The organism is Nitratireductor sp. J20-h4 (genome assembly GCF_056780505.1).
The window spans coordinates 3,146,112-3,164,893 of record NZ_CM165557.1 but is presented as its reverse complement, the minus strand read 5'-3'; the positions used below and the strand labels follow the sequence as shown (position 1 = coordinate 3,164,893).

Here is an 18,782-nt window from a genome sequence, read left to right as displayed (position 1 = left end):
CGGCTCTATTCGCCGGGAGCTGCGGCCGGGCGCTGCGCCTGCTCGATTTCCCTGTGCAGCCTTGCTTCCTCTTCCGCCTTGGGCGTGACGAAGCGGCCGAGCAGCAGATAGGCGACCGGGGTGAGAAACAGGGTCGACGCCGTCGCCAGGCCGAGACCGCCGACGATCACCCAGCCAAGCGCGATCCGCGCTTCGGCGCCGGCCCCGCTCGCCATCACCAGCGGCACACCGCCGACGATCGTGCAGATCATGGTCATCATCACCGGGCGCAGCCTGACATTGGCGGCGTTCTCGATCGCCTCGCGCACGCTTTGGCCGCGGTCGCGGAGCTGGTTGGCGAACTCGACGATCAAGATGCCGTTCTTGGCCATGATGCCGACCAGCAGGACCAGGCCGATCTGGCTGTAGACGTTGAGCGTCGTGCCGGTCAAAAGCATGGCGAAAACCGCGCAGGCGAGCCCGAGAGGCACCGTGGCCATGATGATGAGGGCACTGACGAAGCTTTCGAACTGCGCCGCCAGGACCAGCAGGATAATGATGATCGCGAAGCCGAAGGTCGTCGTCATGCTTTCCGACTGCTCGCCGAGCGTGGCCGTTTCGGCCAGCGGGATGATGCGGTAGCCGGGCGGCAGCAGCGGTTCGGCGATCTCCAGCGCGCGCTCATAGGCCGATCCGAGCGCGAAGTCGGCGGCGAGTGCCGAGGTGACGGAAACCGCGCGCATCTGCTGCTCGCGCGACAGAGACGGCGGCACCGCCATTTCCGTCAAGCTGGCGATGGTCGAAACCGGCACGAAACGGTTGTCGCGGGTCTTCAAGAAGATGTTTTCCAGATCGGTGGGGTCGTTGATCGGATTGGTGGTGGAAACCAGCTTCACGTCGAAACTGCGGTCGTCGATGAACACCGTGCCGATTTTGCGCCCGTCGAGCATGGCCTGTAACGCTTCGCCCATGCCGGCGATCTCGATGCCGAGGTCGCTCGCGCGCTCGCGGTCGATCCTGATGGCGAGCTGGGGCTGGGTGGTGTCGCTGGACAGGCGCGCCTGGCGAAAGCGCGGGTCTTTTTCCATCTCGGCCACGATCGCGGAAGCGGTTTCGTTGAGAACGGCGTAATTGGCGCCCGCGACGGCGAATTGCAGGCCGCTGCCGGCGCCGCGTATGCCCAGGCTGTTGGGCTGGAAGGCGAAGGCGCGCACGCCCGGCACCTGAGCGACCAGGGCGTTGGCCTCGTTGAGGATGTCCTGCTGGGAGCGCTCGCGCGCGTCCCAGGGCGCCAGACGCATCACCAGAAAACCGCTGTTGGACGAGCCGCCGGAGCCGGCGATGGAAAACGTGCTTTCGATTTCGCCGCGTTCCTGCAGCGGGATGAGCAGGGCTTCGATGCGCAGCATCTGTTCGGCGAAATAATCAAGGCTGACGCCCTGGGGCGCGGAGACCCGCATGAAGGCGAGCGAGCGGTCCTCGCGCGGGGTCAGTTCGGACTTGATGGTCGGATAGAGCAGGGCCGCCGATCCGGCAATCAGGGCTGACACGACAACCACCACAAGTGGGGCGTCGAGGCAGACGTGCAACATCCGCGCGTAAAGTCCGGACAGGCCGCGACCGAGCGAACCCATCGCGCCGTGGTTCTGCGCCTCCCCGCCGGTGCGCAGGAAGCGCGAGGCGAGCATCGGACACAGCGACAACGCCACCAGCGACGACAGAAAAACGGAGATCGCCAGCACGAAGCCGAACTCGCGGAACAGGCCGCCGGTCTGGCCGGGCAGGAAGGACAGCGGCACGAACACCGCGATCAAGGTGGCGGTGGTCGCCAGGACGGCGAAAAACACTTCCTCTGTGCCCAGTACGGCCGCAGCGCGCGGGCCGAGGCCCTGATTGCGCCGCCGGACGATGTTTTCCAGCACCACGATCGCGTCGTCAACCACCAGGCCGGTCGCCAGGACGAGCGCGAGCAGCGTCAGGATGTTGATCGAGAAGCCGACGAGATAGATTGCGGCCACGGTTCCGATCAGGGCGACCGGAATCGCCACGGCCGGAATGATCGTGGCGCGAAAATCCCACAGGAACAGGAAGATGATCAAAAGCACGACGGAAACGGCGATGCCGAGCGCGATCTCGACCTCGTTGATGGCGCCGGTGATGAAGGTGGCGTCGTCGCTGGTCACGTCGATCGATACGCCCTCGGGAAGGTTTTGGCGAATGCGCTCCGCCGCCTCGCGGATGCCGGTCGAGATATCGAGCGTGTTCGACTGGGCCGCGCGGATGACGCCCATGCCGATGCCCGTCTTGCCGTTGGCGCGCAACTGGGTCTCGCCGAGATCCTTGCCGAGGGTCACGGAGGCGAAATCGCCGAGGCGCGTGTTGGCCTTGACGACGATCTTTTCGAACGCCTCAGGCGTGGTGACCGTGGCGGAGGCGCGCACGATCAGGTCCTGGGTATTGCTGGTCAGCGAGCCTGCCGGCGCGTCGAATGCCATCGACGCCAATGCGTTGCGGACGTCGCCGACGGTCAGGCCGAGACTGGCGAGCCGGGCCGGGTCGATGTCGATGCGAAAGATCTTGTCGCGTTCGCCGTAGACCTGAACATCTGCGACACCGGCGACGGATGCAAGCTGGTCGACGAGTTCGTCTTCGACCAGCACCGTCATGTCCTGGACCGACATGGTCGCCGAGGTGACGGCGAGCCGCATGACCGGCTGGGCGTTGGAATCCGCCTTGATGATACGCGAGGCGTCGGCGTCTTCGGGCAGCTCGTGGGCGATCCGGCCGAGGGCGTCGCGCATGTCGGAGGCGGCCGTGTCGATATTGGCCGTGTCGTTGAATTCAACCGTCACCGTGCTGCGGCCGAAGGAGGACGACGAGGAGATCCATTTCACGCCGGCGATGCGCGACACTGCGCCCTCGATCAGCCCGGTCAGTTCGCGATCGATGGTTTCGGCCGAGGCGCCCGGATATTCGGTGCGGATGGTGATGACCGGCCGGTCGACTTCGGGCAATTCGCGGATCTCAACGCCGAGCAGGGCGGCAAGGCCGGCCACCGCGATCAGCGTGTTCATCACGAAGGCGAGCACCGGACGACGGACGAAAAGCGCCGTCAGGCCGAGTTCGGGATCGGTTTTGGGGTTCATGGCGCGCTGCCCGCTCTAGGAGCCGCTGGCGGGGCGCGGCGTCCCCGTCTCGGGTGCCGCGGCTTTGCCGTTACGGCTTGCAAGGCGCACCTCCGCGCCTTCGCGCACGGCATGGACGCCCTGGGTGACCACGGCGTCGGAAAGCGCCAGCGGCGCGTCGACCAGAATGCTGTCGGCATTGCGCTGGACGATCCGCACGGCGACGCGTTCGGCGCGTCCGTTGCGCACGGCCCACACGAACGCGCCGTCGGCGCCCCATTGCACGGCGAGCGGATCGACGGCCGGATAAGTGTCGCCGGGAAAGCGCATGGAAACGTGGAACGACATGCCGGCGCGCAGGCGGTCGGCGGAATTGTCGAGGCGGGCCTGGACATGCAGGGTGCGGCTTTCGGCGTCGATGCGGTTGTCGACCGCGCTGACGCTGCCCTGGATTGTTTCGCCCGGACGGGCGATGGCGGCGGCCGTCAGCGGCGAGCCGACCGAGACCGCGCCCGCGTAGCGTTCGGGAACCCAGAAATCGACCAGGATTTCCGAGCGGTCCTCGATCGAGGCGATCTCACTTTGCGCGGTGACATAGTTGCCGGCCGCGATCGGCAGGATGCCGACCGTGCCGCCGATTGGCGCGGCGACGGAGCGACGCGACAGTTCCAGTTGTGCGTCGCGCAGCGCCAGGCGCGCATTGTCGACGGCGAGTTCGGCATCGGTGACCTGGACCGCGCTGGCGGTGTTGGAGGCGCGCAGCGCGCGCGCACGCTCGAGCCGGGCCTCCGCATCGCGCAACGCGATACGCGCCCGGTCGAAGGCGATCTGCTCGGCTTCGGCGTCGAGCCGGGCGATCACGTCGCCGGCCTCGACGACCGATCCCGATTCGACCAGCAGTTCGGTCATGCGGCCGCTGGTGAAGGGTGTCACGGTGACGGACCGCGCCGCCCGCCCGGTCCCGATGGCGGCGAGACGGTCGTTGATGGTGCTTTCCAGAACGTCCACGGTCACCACACCGCCTTGCGATGGCGGGCCGCGGCGCTCGTTGGTCGGACTGCCGCCGCGTCCGCCGCTGTCGCCGGTTTCGGTCGCCGAGCCCGGAACCCAGTCCAGACCCCAGCGTGCGAGCTGCTGATCGGCACCGGGGAAAAAACGCACCCAGATCGCCGCCGCGACAAGCAGCGCCAGCAGGGTTAGCCCGATTTGCTTCCAGATCGACATCCATCACTCCGGGACCGCCGGATATTCGCCATTTTGGCTTGCTCGCGCCCATCGCGCCGCCCAAAAAAATATGCGCGCGCAGGCGGACCGGCTCCGCGAACGGTCAATAGGCTGTCTTTATGACAATTCTCCGGCGTGCCTGCACGCCGAAAAATGTTAAATCTTGTCCATGTTTACCGCCTTTGCGGCGTTGATTTCAGCCGCCGCTCAGCGCTTCCAACATCGCGGATGTGCCCCCGCTTTCCGCTTTCGGTTTCCATCTCGCGTGGATTTGCCGGTCAGGCATTCGGCGATCACTGACGGCGCGGCCGAGGGGCCCCGGTCGGCGGGTAGCGCGGTACCCCCGGCAATGACATGGCGCGAGAAGCGGGCAATCGGCGGGGGGGGGGTGCGATCGAAGGCGCCGTCTTTGACCGTCGGCGTCAGGCCGCTCCGTGGTCCGGGGTCGAAAGCCGCGATGTCCAGTCCTCGACCGCGCGGCGGGCAAGCCGCCGACGTGCGAGATCGCGCCATGAGGTCGACAGGATCGCCAGTTCGGCCATCTCGGCAAGCGCGTCGTTGTTCAACGTGTCGCGGTAGAGCGTGTGCGACAGCCGGGCCAGCGTCCAGGTGCCGGCCGGCCTGTCGATCAGCTCGGCCGTCATGCCGGCTTGGATGTCGCCTTCCTCGAGGACCCGGTAATACCAGCCGGTGCGGCCGCTCTCTTGAACCCGGCGCGCCATCTGGCGTTCGCCGAAACGCTCGTTGAGACGCCAGCAGGGCTGTCGCCCCTGCGAGACTTGAACCGTCGCGCCGCCGAGGCGAAAGACGTCGCCGACGCATATCTCGGCCTCGGTAACGCCGCGCGACGACAGGTTTTCGCCGAAGGCGCCGATCGTAGCCAAGGTGGCGGCGATGTCGGGATGGTGGTCGCACCAGGCCGGATAGTGATCGGCCGGATAATGGTGAAGCGCCTTTTCCGGGCCGCCGTGATGCTTGCGGTCGCCCTGTTGGTCTCCGACCAGGCCTTCGCGGGTCAGCCGCACGGGACCGGCCAGCGGCGCCTTGCGGATGCCGCTGGCAATCTGCTTTGGCCCGAGCGGCGCGACCTGGCCGACGAGTACGGCGTCGGCCACGAAGCTTAACCTTGTGCCTTGCCCGTTTGCCGTGTTCGTCATCAAGTCTGCCTCAGCCGTTCGATGACCTTGTCGGCCATTTGGGCGCACCTGTCGCCGTCGAACGGAAACAGATCGGCGAAACCGGCCGAGAGCTCTCTGTCGATCGCCTTTTTCAACAGCCGCCGGGCGCGGTGCAGACGGGTCTTGACCGTTTCGGGCCGGATCGACAGATGGACGGCGGTCTCTTCGGTGCTCATGCCTTCGACGTCGCGCAGGATGAACACGGCGCGAAAGGCGGCCGGCAGCGTGTCCACCGCGCGTTCCAGCGTCGCCCTGACCTGTTCGCGGGCGGTCTCGGTTTCCGGGTCGGGTGCGGTCGGCACGATTGGGAACATGACGACATTGTCTCCAGCAGGCCCCGCCGCGCGGCCCTCCAACTCGGCGAGGTCGGCCATGGGCCGGCGTTTTCTCAGGCGGCCGAGCGCCTCGTTGATGGCGATCCGGGACAGCCAGGTCGAGACCGCCGCGTCGCCGCGAAAAGTGTCGAGCCGGCTGAAAGCGCGGACATAGGTTTCCTGGACGACATCCTCGGCTTCGGCGTCGTCGTGCACGAAACCGCGCGCGAGACGGAACAGGAGCCGGTTGTTTTTCCTGACCAACAGGCGAACCGCCTCCTCGCTGCCGCTCCTGGCGCGGGCGACAAGGGCTGCGTCGTCGGCCGGGGCCGGTTCGGTGCGGGTGACAAGACGCTGTTCCATCACAACCTCGATTTTTTGCCTTTCGCCGTTACGAGCGCCGCACGACGCCGCGCGCCATGATCTCGTCGACGCGCGGAAAGGCGCGCAACGCAACCTCGGGGAGGTCGCCATTCCTGTCGTCCTCGGTCCATCCGCCCTTGACTGGGGCGCCGACGACGATGCGCCCGACCATGCCCGCATGTTCGTGCGGAATGCAATAATAGTCGTAGACGCCCGGCTGCGTGAGCGTGAGCGAATAGGTCTCTTCCGGCAGCAGGAAATCGGAGTCCCAGGCGGTCGCGTTCTGCGGCATGCGCCGTGGCCGGTCATAGTTTTGCGGGTGGTAGGCGGTGGCGGTGTGAGCGTTCCCGGGATCCCGATTGGTCCAGCGGATCGTCTGGCCCGGCTCGATCAGAAGTCCTGCCGGGTCGAACCAGACATGCGCGCCGTTGTCGCGGCTGCCCATGGTGATCTCGACGATATCGGCCGACAGGGACGGCCGCGCGAGGGTGGGCAGGAGGGCGGCCAAGCCGCCCCCCGCCCAAAGCAATCGACGTCTGCTGATCGTCATTGTCCGACCCGTGCCTCCTCGCCGGCCGCGACATGCCACAACACGATATGGGCGTGCGGCACCTCAACGCCGGGGTGGCCGGCATTGTAGTAGATGTCGACATGGTCGACGGTGCCGCCGGGCACGGCCAGGTCGTCGAAGGTGGTGTCCGGGTTCAGGTCGGCGACCGGGATCATGTAGATGGTGCTCACCAGCGCGCCGTCGCGGTCATAGGCCAGGAACGGCCCGGCGGGCAGGCTGGCCGGATCGACGAAGAGCTGACCGAGGCCGGGGATGAAGTCGGGCAGCTTCACCAGCTTGGACACCTGCTGGTAGGGCGCGGCCGGCGGCGATTTCGCGACCGCCTCGTCGGGCCCGTGGGCAAGAGCCGGCGCGGTAAGGGCGAGGGTGAGCGCAACCGCGCCCGGAAGGATCGTTCTCATCGGTTTATCCTTTCCAGTTTTTCCGCCCCGTCGTGGAGCGATGCCGATTGGATGGGCGCGGGGCAAAAAGGTTCCCGGCCTTTTCAGCGCCTCCGCAGCGAGGCGAGGAACTCGCCGCGCAACGCGGCATTCTCGCGATAGGCGCCGGACATGGCTTTCGTCACCAGGCTGGTGCCGCAGGCCCGTGTGCCGCGCGAATTCATGCAGTCGTGCTGCGCCTCCACGACGACGGCCAATGCCTGCCGGTGCGACACACGCGCACTTGCGGCGTGCCTCCCGGATGGCTAAAAGCTATATTTCAGATATCTCTTTTAGGATCGCCGATGTCCGATCATTTTCCGTTGCGCGTCCGCCCGGCTCCGCCGCGCGAGCTCGCTGTTCCCGCAGGCGTCGACCGCGCCTTTATCGGCCGGCTGGTGCGCGACTTTTACGGCCGGGTTCGCGCCGATCCGCGCCTGGGGCCGATCTTTGCCGGCGAGATCGGCCATACCTGGGAGCCGCATCTGGAAAAGATGACTGATTTCTGGTGTTCGGTGATCCTGCGCAACGGTGCCTATGATGGTCGCCCCGTGCCGGCTCACCTGAAACTGAAACAGGTGCGTCCGGAGGATTTCGATATCTGGCTCGGCCTTTTTCGGCAGACGGTTTCGCAGGCTTGCGAACCGGCGCTCGCCGCCGTGTTCGTCGAGCGGGCCGAACGGATCGCCACAAGCCTGAAACTGGCGATGTTTTACCGGCTGCCGGCGACCCGGGGTGCGTCGCCCGGCGATCCGGCGTCGTCGCGCGAGGGCTGAGATGGCCGAGCGAATGCCTGCCCGCCTGCCCCTGGCACTGACCATGCTTGCGGCGGCCGTGTGGCTCGGCATGGTTATCGGCGTGTCCTTCCTGGCGACACCGGTCAAGTTCCAGGCGCCGTCGCTTGCGCTGCCGGTCGCGCTTGAGGTCGGCCGGGTCACTTTTGGCCTGTTTTCGCGGGTCGAGTGGGTGCTTTCCGTTCTGCTCGCGGTTTCCGTTGGTCTGCCCGGCGCGGAACGCGGCGCCCGGCTGCTTGTTGCGGCCGTGCTCGCGCTCGTCGCGGTGGAGGCGATCTGGCTGCTGCCAGCCCTCGACGCGCGGGTCGAAGCCGTCATCCAGGGGCGGCCGGAGCCGGCAAGCTGGCATCATCTCCTCTACGCGGTCGCCGAAACCGCCAAGGCGGTCTTGCTCGCTGTCCTCGCCGTCCTTGCACTGCGGCGGCTCGGCTGGGGACGCAGGACCGGGTAGAGCCGTGGCCGGCATCCCTGGTGATTGATCCGCGACCGTTGAGCATCGTCCCGGCTTTGTTGTGATCCGCACCATGTGTTTGGTCGAAATCCCTCCCATTGCATGGTGCCGACGGTGTCTCGCCATTGCGTGATCCCAGGGTCTGCCATCGACGCTCCGACGTGAATAAACTGCACATGTCAGTTTGCCCTCGATGCAAGGTCAGTGATACTAAGAACGGTGACTCGAAGCCCGCCGACAGGAGACCAACAGGCCTATGGACACGTCCGAGGAGCTACCGCGGATTGGCCTGAGTGAACAGGCTTACGCAAAGATAAAGGACGACATCGTCTGGTGCCGGCTCCGTCCCGGCGAGGAGGTCAGCGAAACCAAGCTTTGCGCTCTCTACGGTTTCGGAAAGGCGCCGATCCGTGCGGCGCTGTCGCGCCTGTCGCAGGAATCCTACGTCATGCCGCAGCCGCGGCGGGGCCATGTGATCGCGCCGGTCACACTGAAGGCGATGCGCGAATTGTTCGAGCTGCGCCGCATCGTCGAGCCGGCGATCAGCGAGATGGCCTGCGGTCGGGTCGATCGCGAGCGGCTGCTGGAACTGGATGCGCGCTGCGCGCAGGGCTACGTGCCGGGCGAGGTGGAAAGCGAAGCCCGTTTCATCGCCGCCAACAAGGCGTTTCATCTCGAGATTGCGCACGCGGCCAACAATTCGCGGCTGACCGCACTGCTGGAGCAGATTCTGGACGAGATGACACGGCTCCTGCATCTGGGCTACGTGCTGCGCGAGCGCCCGACCGAGGTGCGCGCCGAGCACCACACCTTGATCGAGGCGCTGGCGCAGGGCGACAAGGCGACGGCGCGCGCCACCACGATCGCGCATATCGACAGTGTGCGTCAGATGGTGATGGACGGCATCACCCAATATTCGAGCCTGAGCGAGGCCAATATCGCCCCGGCCATGGCGGCCGGAAACGGGCGCTGAATCCCCGGGTCGACGGGCGCGGCCATTCGGCCGATGCGGGGGTGTTGCCGTCAAGATCGCTGCGCGGCGGGCCTATTGGGGCTGGCCGCAACACCCACGGTGTTCCGTCTCGGTCGGCCCGCATCGCAATTCCAGCTCACCCAGCCCGGGCTTTCGTCCCGACGAAGGCCCGGTTCAACCACGGAGAAAGTCGAATGAAGCCAGTTTCCACCGCCGCCGCACCCGCAGCGATCGGCCCCTATTCGCAGGCCGTGCGCACCGGCCCGCTGCTGTTCGTTTCGGGACAGTTGCCGATCGACCCGCAGACGGGCGAATTCGCGGCCTCGGATGCGGTCGGCCAGATGCGCCAGTGCCTGGCCAATATCGCGGCGATCGCCAAGGAAGCCGGCAGCGACATCTCGCGTACGGTCAAGACCACCATCCTTCTGACCGATCTGGGTGGATTCGCGGCCATCAACGAGGAATACGGCAAGGCGTTCGCCGAGCCCTACCCGGCCCGCGCCTGCTACGAGGTCTCCGCCCTGCCGAAAGGCGCGCTGGTCGAGGTCGAAGCCGTGATCGAACTCGACTGACCGGTTTCGCGCTCGCGCGCACAAAAAAGGCCCGGCGCGTGCGCCGGGCCTTTTCGTTGCGGATGGAACCGCTTAGCCGATCTTGGTCAGCAACTCGTTGATCGACTGTTTGGCGTCGCCATAGAGCATGCGGGCGTTGTCCTTGAAGAACAGCGGGTTCTCGATGCCGGAATAGCCGGTTCCCTGCCCGCGCTTGCACACGATGACGGTACCGGCCTTCCAGACCTCCAGGACCGGCATGCCGGCAATCGGCGAGTTCGGATCGTCCTGGGCTGCCGGGTTCACGATGTCGTTCGAGCCGATGACGATCGCGACCTCGGTGTCGGAGAAATCCTCGTTGATCTCGTCCATCTCCAGAACGATGTCGTAGGGCACCTTGGCCTCGGCCAGAAGCACGTTCATGTGCCCGGGCAGGCGGCCGGCGACAGGGTGGATGGCGAAGCGCACCTCTTTGCCCTTGGCGCGAAGCCTGCGTGTGAGTTCGGAAACCGCGCTTTGCGCCTGGGCGACCGCCATGCCGTAACCCGGCACGATGACCACGCTGTCGGCGTCGTCCAGCGCGGCGGCCGCCTCGTCGGCGGTGGTGGCGATCATTTCGCCCTCGACCGCCATTTGCGGGCCGCTCGCGCCACCGAAACCGCCGAGAATGACCGACACGAAGGCCCGGTTCATGGCCTTGCACATGATGTAGGACAGGATCGCGCCCGAGGAACCGACCAGCGCGCCGGTGACGATCAGCAGGTCGTTGGACAAAGTGAAGCCGATCGCGGCCGCGGCCCAGCCCGAATAGGAATTGAGCATCGAGACGACCACCGGCATGTCGGCGCCGCCGATGCCCATGATCAAATGGTAGCCGATGAACAGCGCCAGAACCGTGATCGCGATCAGGGGCAGCATGCCGCCGAACGCCAGATAATAGACCGCCAGCACCACGCAGGCGAGTGCGGCGGCGGCGTTGAGCAGATGTCCGCCCGGCAGTTGCGCCGGCTTGCCGTCCAGTTTGCCGGCGAGCTTGCCGAAGGCGACCACGGACCCGGTGAAGGTGATCGCTCCGATGAAGACGCCGAGCACGACTTCGACCTGCAGAAAGGCGATCTCGGTCGGCGTCTTGGTGGCGAGCCTGGCGGCGAAGGCGGCCAGGCCGTCGAGGCTCTCGCCCGCCGCGCGCAACCCGTCAACGCGCAGCCGCTCCATCTCGGCGTTGAGCCCGACGAACACGGCGGCGAGGCCGACGAAGGAATGCAGCGCGGCGACGAGTTGCGGCATCTGCGTCATTTCCACCCGCCGGGCGACGACCGTGCCGATCACGGCGCCGACGAGCACCATGGCCAGCATCAGCCCGTAATTGCTGACACCCGGCCCGAGCGCGGTGAAGACCACGGCGAGCGCCATGCCGGCGATGCCGTACCAGACCGCGCGCTTGGCGCTTTCCTGGTTGGAGAGCCCGCCGAGCGACAGGATGAAAAGCACGCTCGCCGCGACGGCGGCGGAGGTAACCAATGGTTGTGCGAACATGTGCTGCCTCCGCCTCAGGATTTCTGGAACATTGCGAGCATGCGGCGCGTGACCAGAAAGCCGCCGACAATGTTGATGCTGGCGATCAGCATCGAAATGGCCGCGAGTGTCACGACGAGCCAATCGCCCGAGCCGATCTGCAGCAGCGCCCCGAGCACGACGATGCCCGAGATGGCGTTGGTCACCGCCATCAGCGGCGTGTGCAGCGCGTGGCTGACGTTCCAGATCACCTGGAAGCCGATGAAGCAGGCGAGCACGAAGACGATGAAATGCTGCATGAAGGAGGCCGGCGCGACCGTTCCGACAAGGGCGATCAGCGCCGCCCCGGCGACGAGCAGGCCGGCCTGGCGCCGCGTCTGGGCGCGGAAGGCGGCAACTTCGAGCGCCCGCTTCTCGTCCGGGCTCGGCTCCTTCGGCTTGTCCTTGCGCGGCGCGGCCGCGATCGCCCGCACCTTTGGCGGCGGCGGCGGATAGGTCACGGTGCCCTGATGGGCGACGGTCGATCCGCGGATCACGTCGTCGTCCATGTCGTGAACCAGCGTGCCGTCCTTGGCGGGCGCAAGTTCGCCCACGAACTGGCGCACATTGTTGGCATAAAGGGTCGAGGACTGGGTTGCCATGCGGCTTGGAAAGTCGGTGTAGCCGATGATCGTCACCTTGTTGTCGGTGACGATCTTGTCGTCCTTGACCGTCAGTTCGCAATTGCCGCCGCGTTCGGCGGCCAGATCGACGATGACCGAGCCGGGCTTCATCGCCTCGACCATGTCCCTGGTCCACAGCACCGGCGCGTCGCGGTTGGGAATCAAAGCGGTGGTGATGACGATGTCGATCTCGGGCGCGAGCGCGCGGAATTTTTCGAGCTGCTTGGCCTGGAATTCGGGCGAGGACGGCGCGGCGTAGCCGCCGCTGGCGGATCCGTCCTGCTGGTCGCTGTCGAAATCGAGAAAGACGAATTCAGCGCCCATCGATTCGATCTGCTCGGCGACTTCGGGCCGCACGTCGAAGGCGTAGGTGATCGCGCCGAGCGCGGTGGAGGTGCCGATCGCGGCGAGGCCGGCGACGCCGGCGCCGACCACCAGCACCCTGGCCGGCGGCACCTTGCCGGCGGCCGTCACCTGGCCGGTGAAGAAGCGGCCGAAATTGTTGCCGGCCTCGATCACCGCGCGATAGCCGGCGATGTTGGCCATCGACGACAGCGCGTCGAGCTTCTGGGCGCGGCTGATGCGCGGCACCATGTCCATCGCCACCACGGTCGCGCCTCTGTCGGCGGCCTGGCGCATCAGCGCCTCGTTCTGGGCGGGGTGGAAGAAGGAGATCAGCACCTTGCCCGTGCTCAGCCGCTCGATCTCGGTCCCGGTCGGCGGCCGAACCTTGGCGATGAGGTCGGCATCCGCCCACAGGCGCCCGGCGGATTTGACGATCTCGACGCCGGCTTCTTCATAGGCGGCGTCGGTGAAGCCGGCCTTCTCGCCGGCACCGGTCTCGATGGCGCAGGCGAAGCCGAGTTTCTGCAGCATCCTGGCGCTGTCCGGCGTCATCGCGACGCGCGCCTCGCCGTCAAGCACCTCCCTTGGCGTTCCGATTTTCATTTTTTTGTCCTCTTATTGTTGGTGGAGGCGGCGAAGATCACGACACTCCGACAGGCCCGCGGCCGTGGTTCGGAGCGGTTTGTGCGCCGGCCGTAGGCCGGTGCGGCCGGAAAGAGCGCCGTTCAGCCAGCCAGCCCCGCTTCGGCCAGGGCGTGCCGGCTGCCGATGCGGGCATGTTTGAGCGCCGGCGCCTGGACGCGCTCGGCCAGCGGCGGCGCCTGACGCGACCGGCGTTGCTGTATCTCGCACGGCGTGCCGTAGAGCGTTGTGCGTTGGCGCGGGTCGCGGCCGGCGGCGCGGATCGTCTCTTCCATGCGGTGCGGCGGGAACTCCTGCCCGTGGCGGGTGCCGGCGGCGCGGCTGATCGATTCGTCCATCAGCACGCCGCCGAGATCGCTTGCGCCTGCCCGCAGCGCGGCGGCGATGCCCTCCTCGCCCATCTTCACCCAGGAGACCTGGATATTGGCGATCACCGGGTTCAGGGCCAGGCGCGACACGGCATGCATCATTACCGCTTCGCGGAAGCTCGGCCCCTGGCGGGCGTCGCCCTTGAGATAGATCGGCGCTTCCATGTGCACGAAGGGCAGCGGCACGAATTCGGTGAAGCCGCCGGTGCGTTCCTGAAGGGCGCGGATGCGCAGAATGTGCCGTGCCCAGTGCCGATAGCGCTCGACATGGCCGAACATGATGGTGGCCGTGGTGCGCAGGCCGGTTTCGTGCGCGGCCTCGATCACGCCGAGCCAGTCCTCCGTCGATAGTTTTTGTGCGCAGAGCGCCGCGCGTATCTCGTCGTCGAGGATTTCCGCCGCCGTGCCCGGCAGGCTGCCGAGCCCGGCCTCCTTCAGCCGTTCGAGGAATTCGCGCACCGGAATGTTGAGCGATTGCGCGCCGTGGCTCACCTCGAGTGGCGAGAAAGCGTGAACGTGGATGCCGGGGGCGGCGCTTTTGGCCGCGCGGCAGATTTCCAGATAGGTCTCGCCGGTATAGTCGGGGTGGATGCCGCCCTGCATGCAGACCTCGACGCCGCCGCGCTCCCAGGCTTCGCCGACCCGCCGGGTGATTTCAGACAATTCCAGATCGTAGGGGCGTCCGCGCAGATGGTCTGCCGTCCGGCCCTTGGAAAAGGCACAGAATCGGCAGCCATAGGTGCAGACGTTCGTGTAGTTGATGTTGCGCGTCACCACGTAGCCAACCGTGTCGCCCACCGTCTCGCGGCGCAGCGCGTCGGCGGCGTCGATGACGGCATCGGCCATCGATCCACGCGCCTCGAAAAGCGACACGATCGCCTGCTCGTCGAGCGGCCGGCCGGCGACGGCCAGATCGATCGCGCGTATGGCGGCGGCGGAATCTGAAGGCAGGGTGGCGGCGGCCGGGAAATCATGGCCGCGTTCGCTCCAGCCGACGCGCCAGCCGCTTTCATGGGCGAGGCCCGACGTGTCCTGACGGCGCAAAGCGGCCTTACGCGGTTCCGGCGCCAACCAAGTGCCGGCCGCGTCCAGCCAGGCCGGGTAGACGGCCAGTCGCGGCGCGAGTGTCTTGCCGGCGCGGGCGGTCTCGGCGGCGAGCCGCTCGAGCTCCGGCCAGGGCGCTTCCGGATTGACATGATCGGGGGTGACCGGCGAGACGCCGCCCCAATCGTTGATGCCAGCGTTGATCAGCGGCTTCAGCCCCTCGGCGCGCAGATTGGGTGGCGACTGGATCGCCATGTCGGGCCCGAAGATCATCCTGGCGACGGCGATGGTCCAGAGCTGGTCGTCGAGGCTCGGCTCGGGTGCGTCGGCCATTTTGGTGCCTGGCTTGGCGCGGAAGTTCTGGACGATGATTTCCTGGATGTGGCCATGCTCGGCGTGGAGCGCGCGCAGGGCGAGCAGCGCCTCGACGCGCTCGCGCCTCGTCTCGCCAATGCCGATCAGGATGCCGCTGGTAAACGGCACCTTGGCGCGGCCGGCCGCTGCGATCGTGGCCAGCCTTACGGCGGGTTTTTTGTCGGGTGAGCCGAAATGCGGCCCGCCGCGTTCGCTCAGCCGCTCGGACGCGGTTTCCAGCATGATGCCCTGCGACACGGAGACCGCGCGCAGAGCGCGGATTTCGTCCTCGCTCATCACGCCGGCATTGATATGGGGCAGCAGGCCGGTCTTACGAAGCACCATGTCGGCCATCGCGGCGAGGTAGTCGACGGTGGTTTCGTGGCCGAGCGCGGCCAGTTCCTCGCGGGCGATCCGGTAGCGCAGCTCGGGTTTGTCGCCGAGCGTGAACAGAGCCTCGTCGCAGCCTGCCCTGACGCCGTCTTCGGCGATCGCCAGCACCTCATCGGGCGTCAGGAAGGCAGCGCCGCAGTTTCGCGGCGCCTGCGCGAAGGTGCAGTAATGACACACGTCCCGGCAGAGCTGGGTGAGCGGAATGAACACCTTGCGCGAGACCGTGACGACCGCGCCGTGACCGGCATCGCGGATAGCACCGGCCGCCGCGACCAGGCGATCGAGGTCATCGCAAGCGGCAAGCAGCAGGGCCTCGTCGTCGTCGAGCCTGCCCCCCTTGATGAGGCGCTCGCTCCACTGTGCGATCGGCAGCGTGGTCATTGCGCGATCTCCTTTGTCGGGGTCTGAGTCCGGCGTTCCCGTTGCAACGTTAGCGCCAGGGCGTGGGCCCTGCGGGCCCTGTCGCCCGATACCTTGTCGCGCAACTGTTCCAGATCGTCCGGCAGGTCGATGTCGCAGGCCAGCGAGGCGAGGCGAAGCGCGCGTCTCGGCGGCAGGCGCTGGTCGCTGGGTCGGTCGAGATGGCGACGGAAACTGTCCGGGCCGAAACGAAACTCGGGCGGCGTCGATGCCGGGAAAACGAGGCCGTTGGTGCCGGTGCCGCGCCGGTCCGGCACGACCGCGCAGGCGCGCGACAGCGCGGCGGCGGCGATGGCGATGTCCAGTTCAGCGCCGTCCAGAAGCGGCAGGTCGGCGGGCAGCACGGCGACGATCCGCGCGCCGCTGGATGACAGGGCGCGCGTTGCGAAGGCGACGGCGGCGTTGAGCCCGTCAATGCCGGCGGGCTGGTGGATGAAGGTGTGACCGGATCGCGCGGCCAGGGTAGCGGTCGCCGGATCGGGACCGCAGAGCGCGATGCCGGACACAAGCTGGGAGGCGCGCAACCCGTCGAGCAGGTCGAGCAGCATCGCCTGCTGCAGGTCGGCGCGCTGTCGCGGCGACAGGATGCCGGCAAGGCGGGATTTGGCCCGCGCGCCCTCCTTGACGGGTAACAGGGCCCAGGCGCCACGGCTCATGATTGCGCGTCCGCTGCGTGGGCGTTGGCTGCTGCGAGCACTGTGCGGGCGAGCGCCACGGACTGCTCGAGGCCATGCATGAGCGTTGGCGCGAACAGGGCTTTCGGGCCGGTCACCGTGGCGCCGCTGTCGGCCTCGTCGGCGATCAGGATATCGAGGAAATCCGCATAATGGTCGGCGATCGTCTGCAGCGTTGCTGCGTGGCCGAGTTCGCCGATCATCTTGGCAAGCGGACCCTTGACGGCTTTGCCGCCGACCAGCGGCGACACCGCCACGACCGGGGCGCGTACGGCGCGGATCGCGCCGCGCAGGCCGGGGATGGCCAGCATCGGATCGATCGACAGATAGGGGTTGGACGGGCAGATCACCAGCGCGGCGAGGGGCTCGGCGCCGAGGGCGGCCAGCGCCTCCCGGGTCGGGCGCGCCCGCTCGGCGCCGTCGAAACGCAGGGCGCGGACCCGCGGCTGCCAGCGCCGGCCGACGAAATAGTGCTGGAAGGGCAGGGCGCCCTCGTCGGTGTCGACGATCGTGGCCACGGCGTCGTCCGTTGCCGGCAGGATCGTGCAGCCTACACCGAGGGCGCGGGCGATCTCGCCGGTGATCTCGGTCAGCCGCGCGCCCTGCGCCAGACGCTGGGTGCGCACGGCCTTGGTGGCGAGATCGGTGTCGCCGAGCCCGAACCAGCTCTCGCCGCCCAGTTCCTTGACGGCCTCCATGAAGCGCCAGCTCTCGCCGTCGCGGCCCCAGCCGCTGTCGCGGTTGGAGCGGCCTGCGAGCGTATAGGTGACGGTATCGATGTCGGGGCTGACATGCAGGCCGAAATGGCGGAAATCGTCGCCGGTATTGACGATGATGGTCAGCCTGTCGGCCGGCACCACGTGCGACAGGCCGAGCGCCAGCTTGGCTCCGCCGATGCCACCGCACAGCGCGACGACGCGGCCATCTATGGTGGGTGAGGAGGCGGTGCGGCTCATCGGAAGAGGTCCCTTTCCGGATCGCGCAGCCCGTTGCGGGCGTTGCATGTGGCGGCTTGCCAGTCGAGCCCGCGCACGATCGCGGCCGGAATCGCTTCCGCGCCTTCGCCCATTGCCAGGCACGCGGCGGCGGCGACCGCGTCGGCGAAGCCGACTTCCGTCACCTGCATCACCCGGCCGAACATGTCTTTTTCGCCGCGCCGGTCGATGACGGCCGGCACGCCGGCGACGCCGATCGCAACGCCCGTCGTGCCGATCCGCCAGGGCCGGCCGAAACTGTCGGAGACGATGACGCCGATGTGTGCCACACCGTGCGGGCGAAGCCGGTCGCGCAGCGCGCGGGCGGAGGCATCGGGATCCTCGGGCAGGAGCAGGATCGTCTCGCCGTCTGCGCCGTCTGTTTCGACATTGGATTGGTCGATGCCGGCATTGGCCATGATGTGCCCGAGCCTGTGCTCGACGATCAGCACGTTCGGGACGGCGCGGATGACGGCGCGGCTTTCCGACAGGACGGCCTCGACCAGCCTGGGATCCTTGTTCACCGTGCCGGCGAGGTCGCGCGCGGCCGGCGAAGGCGGATAGTCGTTCAGCACGCGCTTGCGGCCCTCCGCCTTGCTGACGACCTTTTGCGCCACTACGACGATGTCGCCGTCCTGCAAGGCGATCGCGCTGCGCGCCATCGCACCCGCGATTTCAGCGTCGAGATCGCTGTCCGGCCCGATCATCGGCAGGCCGGGCAGCTTCAGGATCTGGATCGGGGCCATCCCGCTCATCACGCCCGTTCGGCGGCCTTGTCCCGGATTCCGGTGACGACCACGCCGGCGCCTTCCGGAATGTTGTAGCGCTTGTTGATCCCAATCAGCACCGACGTCAGCGCCTCGGCGGCGACTGAGTTGGCGAGCGGCCCGGCATGGATGCCGCGCAGGCCGATCCGGTCCGCCAGCGCCACGATCGTCTCGCGGGCGGCCACGTCGTCGGAAAACAGCAAGACGTCGCCGTCGATCTTTTCGCCTTTGCGCAGCTTCTGGGCCGACACGCTGTGGAAACCGGTTACCAGCCGCACCTGCGGGCCGAGCGTCGCGGCCGCCCGGTTGGCTGCGCAGCCCTCCGCCGGCATCTGGACGCGCGCCACTTTCGGCGGCACCAGCGGTACGGTGGTGTCGAGCACGATCTTGCCCGCGACCTTGTCGGCGATGGTCTCCAGCGTGCTCACGTGGCTCGCCGAGGGCACGGTGATGGCCACGATCTCGCCGGCCTCCGCGCAAGCGACATTGTCGAGCCCGACGACCTTCGCGCCCGTGCTTTCGGCGATTTCAGCGGCGGCCGCCTCAGCCCGCGCCACGTCGCGCGAACCGATGAAAACGGTGAGCCCGGCGCGTGCGCAGGCCATGGCCAGCCCGCCGCCGAGCGCACCTGTGCCGCCCACGATAGCTATGCTTTTTATCTCACTCATGTCTTGAATGTCCT

At 67.4% G+C, this 18,782-nt stretch carries 18 protein-coding genes; 4 read left to right on the top strand and 14 right to left on the bottom strand.

The window, feature by feature from the left end; translation table 11 throughout:
- Positions 1–5 precede the first annotated feature (5 nt).
- The 7 genes from ACT2B0_RS15295 to ACT2B0_RS15265 form a co-directional block, all read right to left on the bottom strand.
- Entirely contained in the window at positions 6–3,125 is a 3,120-nt protein-coding gene (locus tag ACT2B0_RS15295; protein WP_473458895.1) for an efflux RND transporter permease subunit, read from the bottom strand.
- Positions 3,126–3,140: 15 nt separating this feature from the next.
- Complete coding sequence (locus tag ACT2B0_RS15290) at positions 3,141–4,328, bottom strand: efflux RND transporter periplasmic adaptor subunit (protein ID WP_473458893.1); 1,188 nt, start codon at positions 4,326–4,328, stop codon at positions 3,141–3,143.
- 422 nt (positions 4,329–4,750) lie between these two features.
- Positions 4,751–5,485, bottom strand: coding sequence for an MOSC domain-containing protein (locus ACT2B0_RS15285; RefSeq protein WP_473458891.1), 735 nt, complete (start codon positions 5,483–5,485; stop codon positions 4,751–4,753).
- Positions 5,485–6,183, bottom strand: coding sequence for an RNA polymerase sigma factor (locus ACT2B0_RS15280; protein WP_473458889.1), 699 nt, complete (start codon positions 6,181–6,183; stop codon positions 5,485–5,487). The genes ACT2B0_RS15285 and ACT2B0_RS15280 overlap by 1 nt, the downstream gene beginning before the upstream one ends.
- A 28-nt stretch (positions 6,184–6,211) precedes the next feature.
- Positions 6,212–6,733, bottom strand: a complete 522-nt coding sequence (locus ACT2B0_RS15275; RefSeq protein ID WP_481658410.1) for a plastocyanin/azurin family copper-binding protein — start codon at positions 6,731–6,733, stop codon at positions 6,212–6,214.
- Positions 6,730–7,155, bottom strand: coding sequence for a DUF5602 domain-containing protein (locus tag ACT2B0_RS15270; protein ID WP_473458885.1), 426 nt, complete (start codon positions 7,153–7,155; stop codon positions 6,730–6,732). The genes ACT2B0_RS15275 and ACT2B0_RS15270 overlap by 4 nt, the downstream gene beginning before the upstream one ends.
- A gap of 83 nt (positions 7,156–7,238) precedes the next feature.
- Positions 7,239–7,391, bottom strand: coding sequence for a GTP cyclohydrolase I (locus ACT2B0_RS15265; protein WP_473458883.1), 153 nt, complete (start codon positions 7,389–7,391; stop codon positions 7,239–7,241).
- Positions 7,392–7,478: 87 nt separating this feature from the next.
- Here ACT2B0_RS15265 and ACT2B0_RS15260 point away from each other — a divergent pair, with 87 nt between their 5' ends.
- The 4 genes from ACT2B0_RS15260 (at position 7,479) to ACT2B0_RS15245 (ending at position 9,963) form a co-directional block, all read left to right on the top strand.
- Entirely contained in the window at positions 7,479–7,949 is a 471-nt protein-coding gene (locus ACT2B0_RS15260; protein WP_473458881.1) for a group III truncated hemoglobin, read from the top strand.
- Between the two features lies 1 nt (position 7,950).
- Positions 7,951–8,418 carry a DUF4149 domain-containing protein gene (locus ACT2B0_RS15255; RefSeq protein ID WP_473458879.1) on the top strand — a complete coding sequence of 156 codons (468 nt, stop codon included), beginning with the start codon at positions 7,951–7,953 and terminating at the stop codon, positions 8,416–8,418.
- A gap of 256 nt (positions 8,419–8,674) precedes the next feature.
- The gene (locus ACT2B0_RS15250) at positions 8,675–9,391 is read left to right on the top strand and encodes a GntR family transcriptional regulator (protein WP_473458877.1); all 717 of its coding nucleotides are present in this window, start codon (positions 8,675–8,677) and stop codon (positions 9,389–9,391) included.
- Between the two features lie 194 nt (positions 9,392–9,585).
- Positions 9,586–9,963, top strand: coding sequence for a RidA family protein (locus ACT2B0_RS15245; RefSeq protein WP_473458875.1), 378 nt, complete (start codon positions 9,586–9,588; stop codon positions 9,961–9,963).
- A gap of 72 nt (positions 9,964–10,035) precedes the next feature.
- On the opposite strand, the gene ACT2B0_RS15240 is transcribed toward ACT2B0_RS15245, so the two are convergent.
- The 7 genes from ACT2B0_RS15240 to npdG form a co-directional block, all read right to left on the bottom strand.
- On the bottom strand, positions 10,036–11,478 hold the full coding sequence (locus ACT2B0_RS15240; RefSeq protein WP_473458872.1) for an NAD(P)(+) transhydrogenase (Re/Si-specific) subunit beta: 1,443 nt from the start codon (positions 11,476–11,478) through the stop codon (positions 10,036–10,038).
- 14 nt (positions 11,479–11,492) lie between these two features.
- Positions 11,493–13,067: a Re/Si-specific NAD(P)(+) transhydrogenase subunit alpha gene (locus ACT2B0_RS15235; protein WP_473458870.1), complete on the bottom strand. Its 1,575-nt coding sequence runs from the start codon at positions 13,065–13,067 to the stop codon at positions 11,493–11,495.
- 122 nt (positions 13,068–13,189) lie between these two features.
- Entirely contained in the window at positions 13,190–15,646 is a 2,457-nt protein-coding gene (gene cofH, locus ACT2B0_RS15230; protein WP_473458868.1) for a 5-amino-6-(D-ribitylamino)uracil--L-tyrosine 4-hydroxyphenyl transferase CofH, read from the bottom strand.
- A complete protein-coding gene (gene cofC, locus ACT2B0_RS15225) occupies positions 15,643–16,341 on the bottom strand; it encodes a 2-phospho-L-lactate guanylyltransferase (RefSeq protein WP_473458866.1) in 699 nt (232 codons plus the stop codon). The genes cofH and cofC overlap by 4 nt, the downstream gene beginning before the upstream one ends.
- Positions 16,338–17,315 (bottom strand): 2-phospho-L-lactate transferase, encoded by a 978-nt coding sequence (gene cofD, locus ACT2B0_RS15220; protein WP_473458864.1) that lies wholly within the window; start codon positions 17,313–17,315, stop codon positions 16,338–16,340. Before cofD ends, cofC begins: the two co-directional genes overlap by 4 nt.
- Positions 17,312–18,088 (bottom strand): coenzyme F420-0:L-glutamate ligase, encoded by a 777-nt coding sequence (gene cofE, locus ACT2B0_RS15215; RefSeq protein ID WP_473458862.1) that lies wholly within the window; start codon positions 18,086–18,088, stop codon positions 17,312–17,314. Before cofE ends, cofD begins: the two co-directional genes overlap by 4 nt.
- The gene (gene npdG, locus ACT2B0_RS15210) at positions 18,088–18,768 is read right to left on the bottom strand and encodes an NADPH-dependent F420 reductase (protein WP_348414186.1); all 681 of its coding nucleotides are present in this window, start codon (positions 18,766–18,768) and stop codon (positions 18,088–18,090) included. Before npdG ends, cofE begins: the two co-directional genes overlap by 1 nt.
- Positions 18,769–18,782: the final 14 nt, after the last annotated feature.

What these genes read in the sequence shown, in the direction of transcription:
- ACT2B0_RS15250 (WP_473458877.1), top strand. Translation starts at nt 8,675, where the DNA reads ATGGACACGTCCGAGGAGCTACCGCGGATTGGCCTGAGTGAACAGGCT.
- ACT2B0_RS15280 (WP_473458889.1), bottom strand. Translation starts at nt 6,183, where the DNA reads ATGGAACAGCGTCTTGTCACCCGCACCGAACCGGCCCCGGCCGACGAC.
- ACT2B0_RS15275 (WP_481658410.1), bottom strand. Translation starts at nt 6,733, where the DNA reads ATGACGATCAGCAGACGTCGATTGCTTTGGGCGGGGGGCGGCTTGGCC.
- ACT2B0_RS15255 (WP_473458879.1), top strand. Translation starts at nt 7,951, where the DNA reads ATGGCCGAGCGAATGCCTGCCCGCCTGCCCCTGGCACTGACCATGCTT.
- cofE (WP_473458862.1), bottom strand. Translation starts at nt 18,088, where the DNA reads ATGAGCGGGATGGCCCCGATCCAGATCCTGAAGCTGCCCGGCCTGCCG.
- cofC (WP_473458866.1), bottom strand. Translation starts at nt 16,341, where the DNA reads ATGAGCCGTGGCGCCTGGGCCCTGTTACCCGTCAAGGAGGGCGCGCGG.
- ACT2B0_RS15295 (WP_473458895.1), bottom strand. Translation starts at nt 3,125, where the DNA reads ATGAACCCCAAAACCGATCCCGAACTCGGCCTGACGGCGCTTTTCGTC.
- ACT2B0_RS15235 (WP_473458870.1), bottom strand. Translation starts at nt 13,067, where the DNA reads ATGAAAATCGGAACGCCAAGGGAGGTGCTTGACGGCGAGGCGCGCGTC.
- npdG (WP_348414186.1), bottom strand. Translation starts at nt 18,768, where the DNA reads ATGAGTGAGATAAAAAGCATAGCTATCGTGGGCGGCACAGGTGCGCTC.
- ACT2B0_RS15285 (WP_473458891.1), bottom strand. Translation starts at nt 5,485, where the DNA reads ATGACGAACACGGCAAACGGGCAAGGCACAAGGTTAAGCTTCGTGGCC.
- ACT2B0_RS15270 (WP_473458885.1), bottom strand. Translation starts at nt 7,155, where the DNA reads ATGAGAACGATCCTTCCGGGCGCGGTTGCGCTCACCCTCGCCCTTACC.
- cofH (WP_473458868.1), bottom strand. Translation starts at nt 15,646, where the DNA reads ATGACCACGCTGCCGATCGCACAGTGGAGCGAGCGCCTCATCAAGGGG.
- ACT2B0_RS15245 (WP_473458875.1), top strand. Translation starts at nt 9,586, where the DNA reads ATGAAGCCAGTTTCCACCGCCGCCGCACCCGCAGCGATCGGCCCCTAT.
- cofD (WP_473458864.1), bottom strand. Translation starts at nt 17,315, where the DNA reads ATGAGCCGCACCGCCTCCTCACCCACCATAGATGGCCGCGTCGTCGCG.
- ACT2B0_RS15290 (WP_473458893.1), bottom strand. Translation starts at nt 4,328, where the DNA reads ATGTCGATCTGGAAGCAAATCGGGCTAACCCTGCTGGCGCTGCTTGTC.
- ACT2B0_RS15260 (WP_473458881.1), top strand. Translation starts at nt 7,479, where the DNA reads ATGTCCGATCATTTTCCGTTGCGCGTCCGCCCGGCTCCGCCGCGCGAG.
- ACT2B0_RS15240 (WP_473458872.1), bottom strand. Translation starts at nt 11,478, where the DNA reads ATGTTCGCACAACCATTGGTTACCTCCGCCGCCGTCGCGGCGAGCGTG.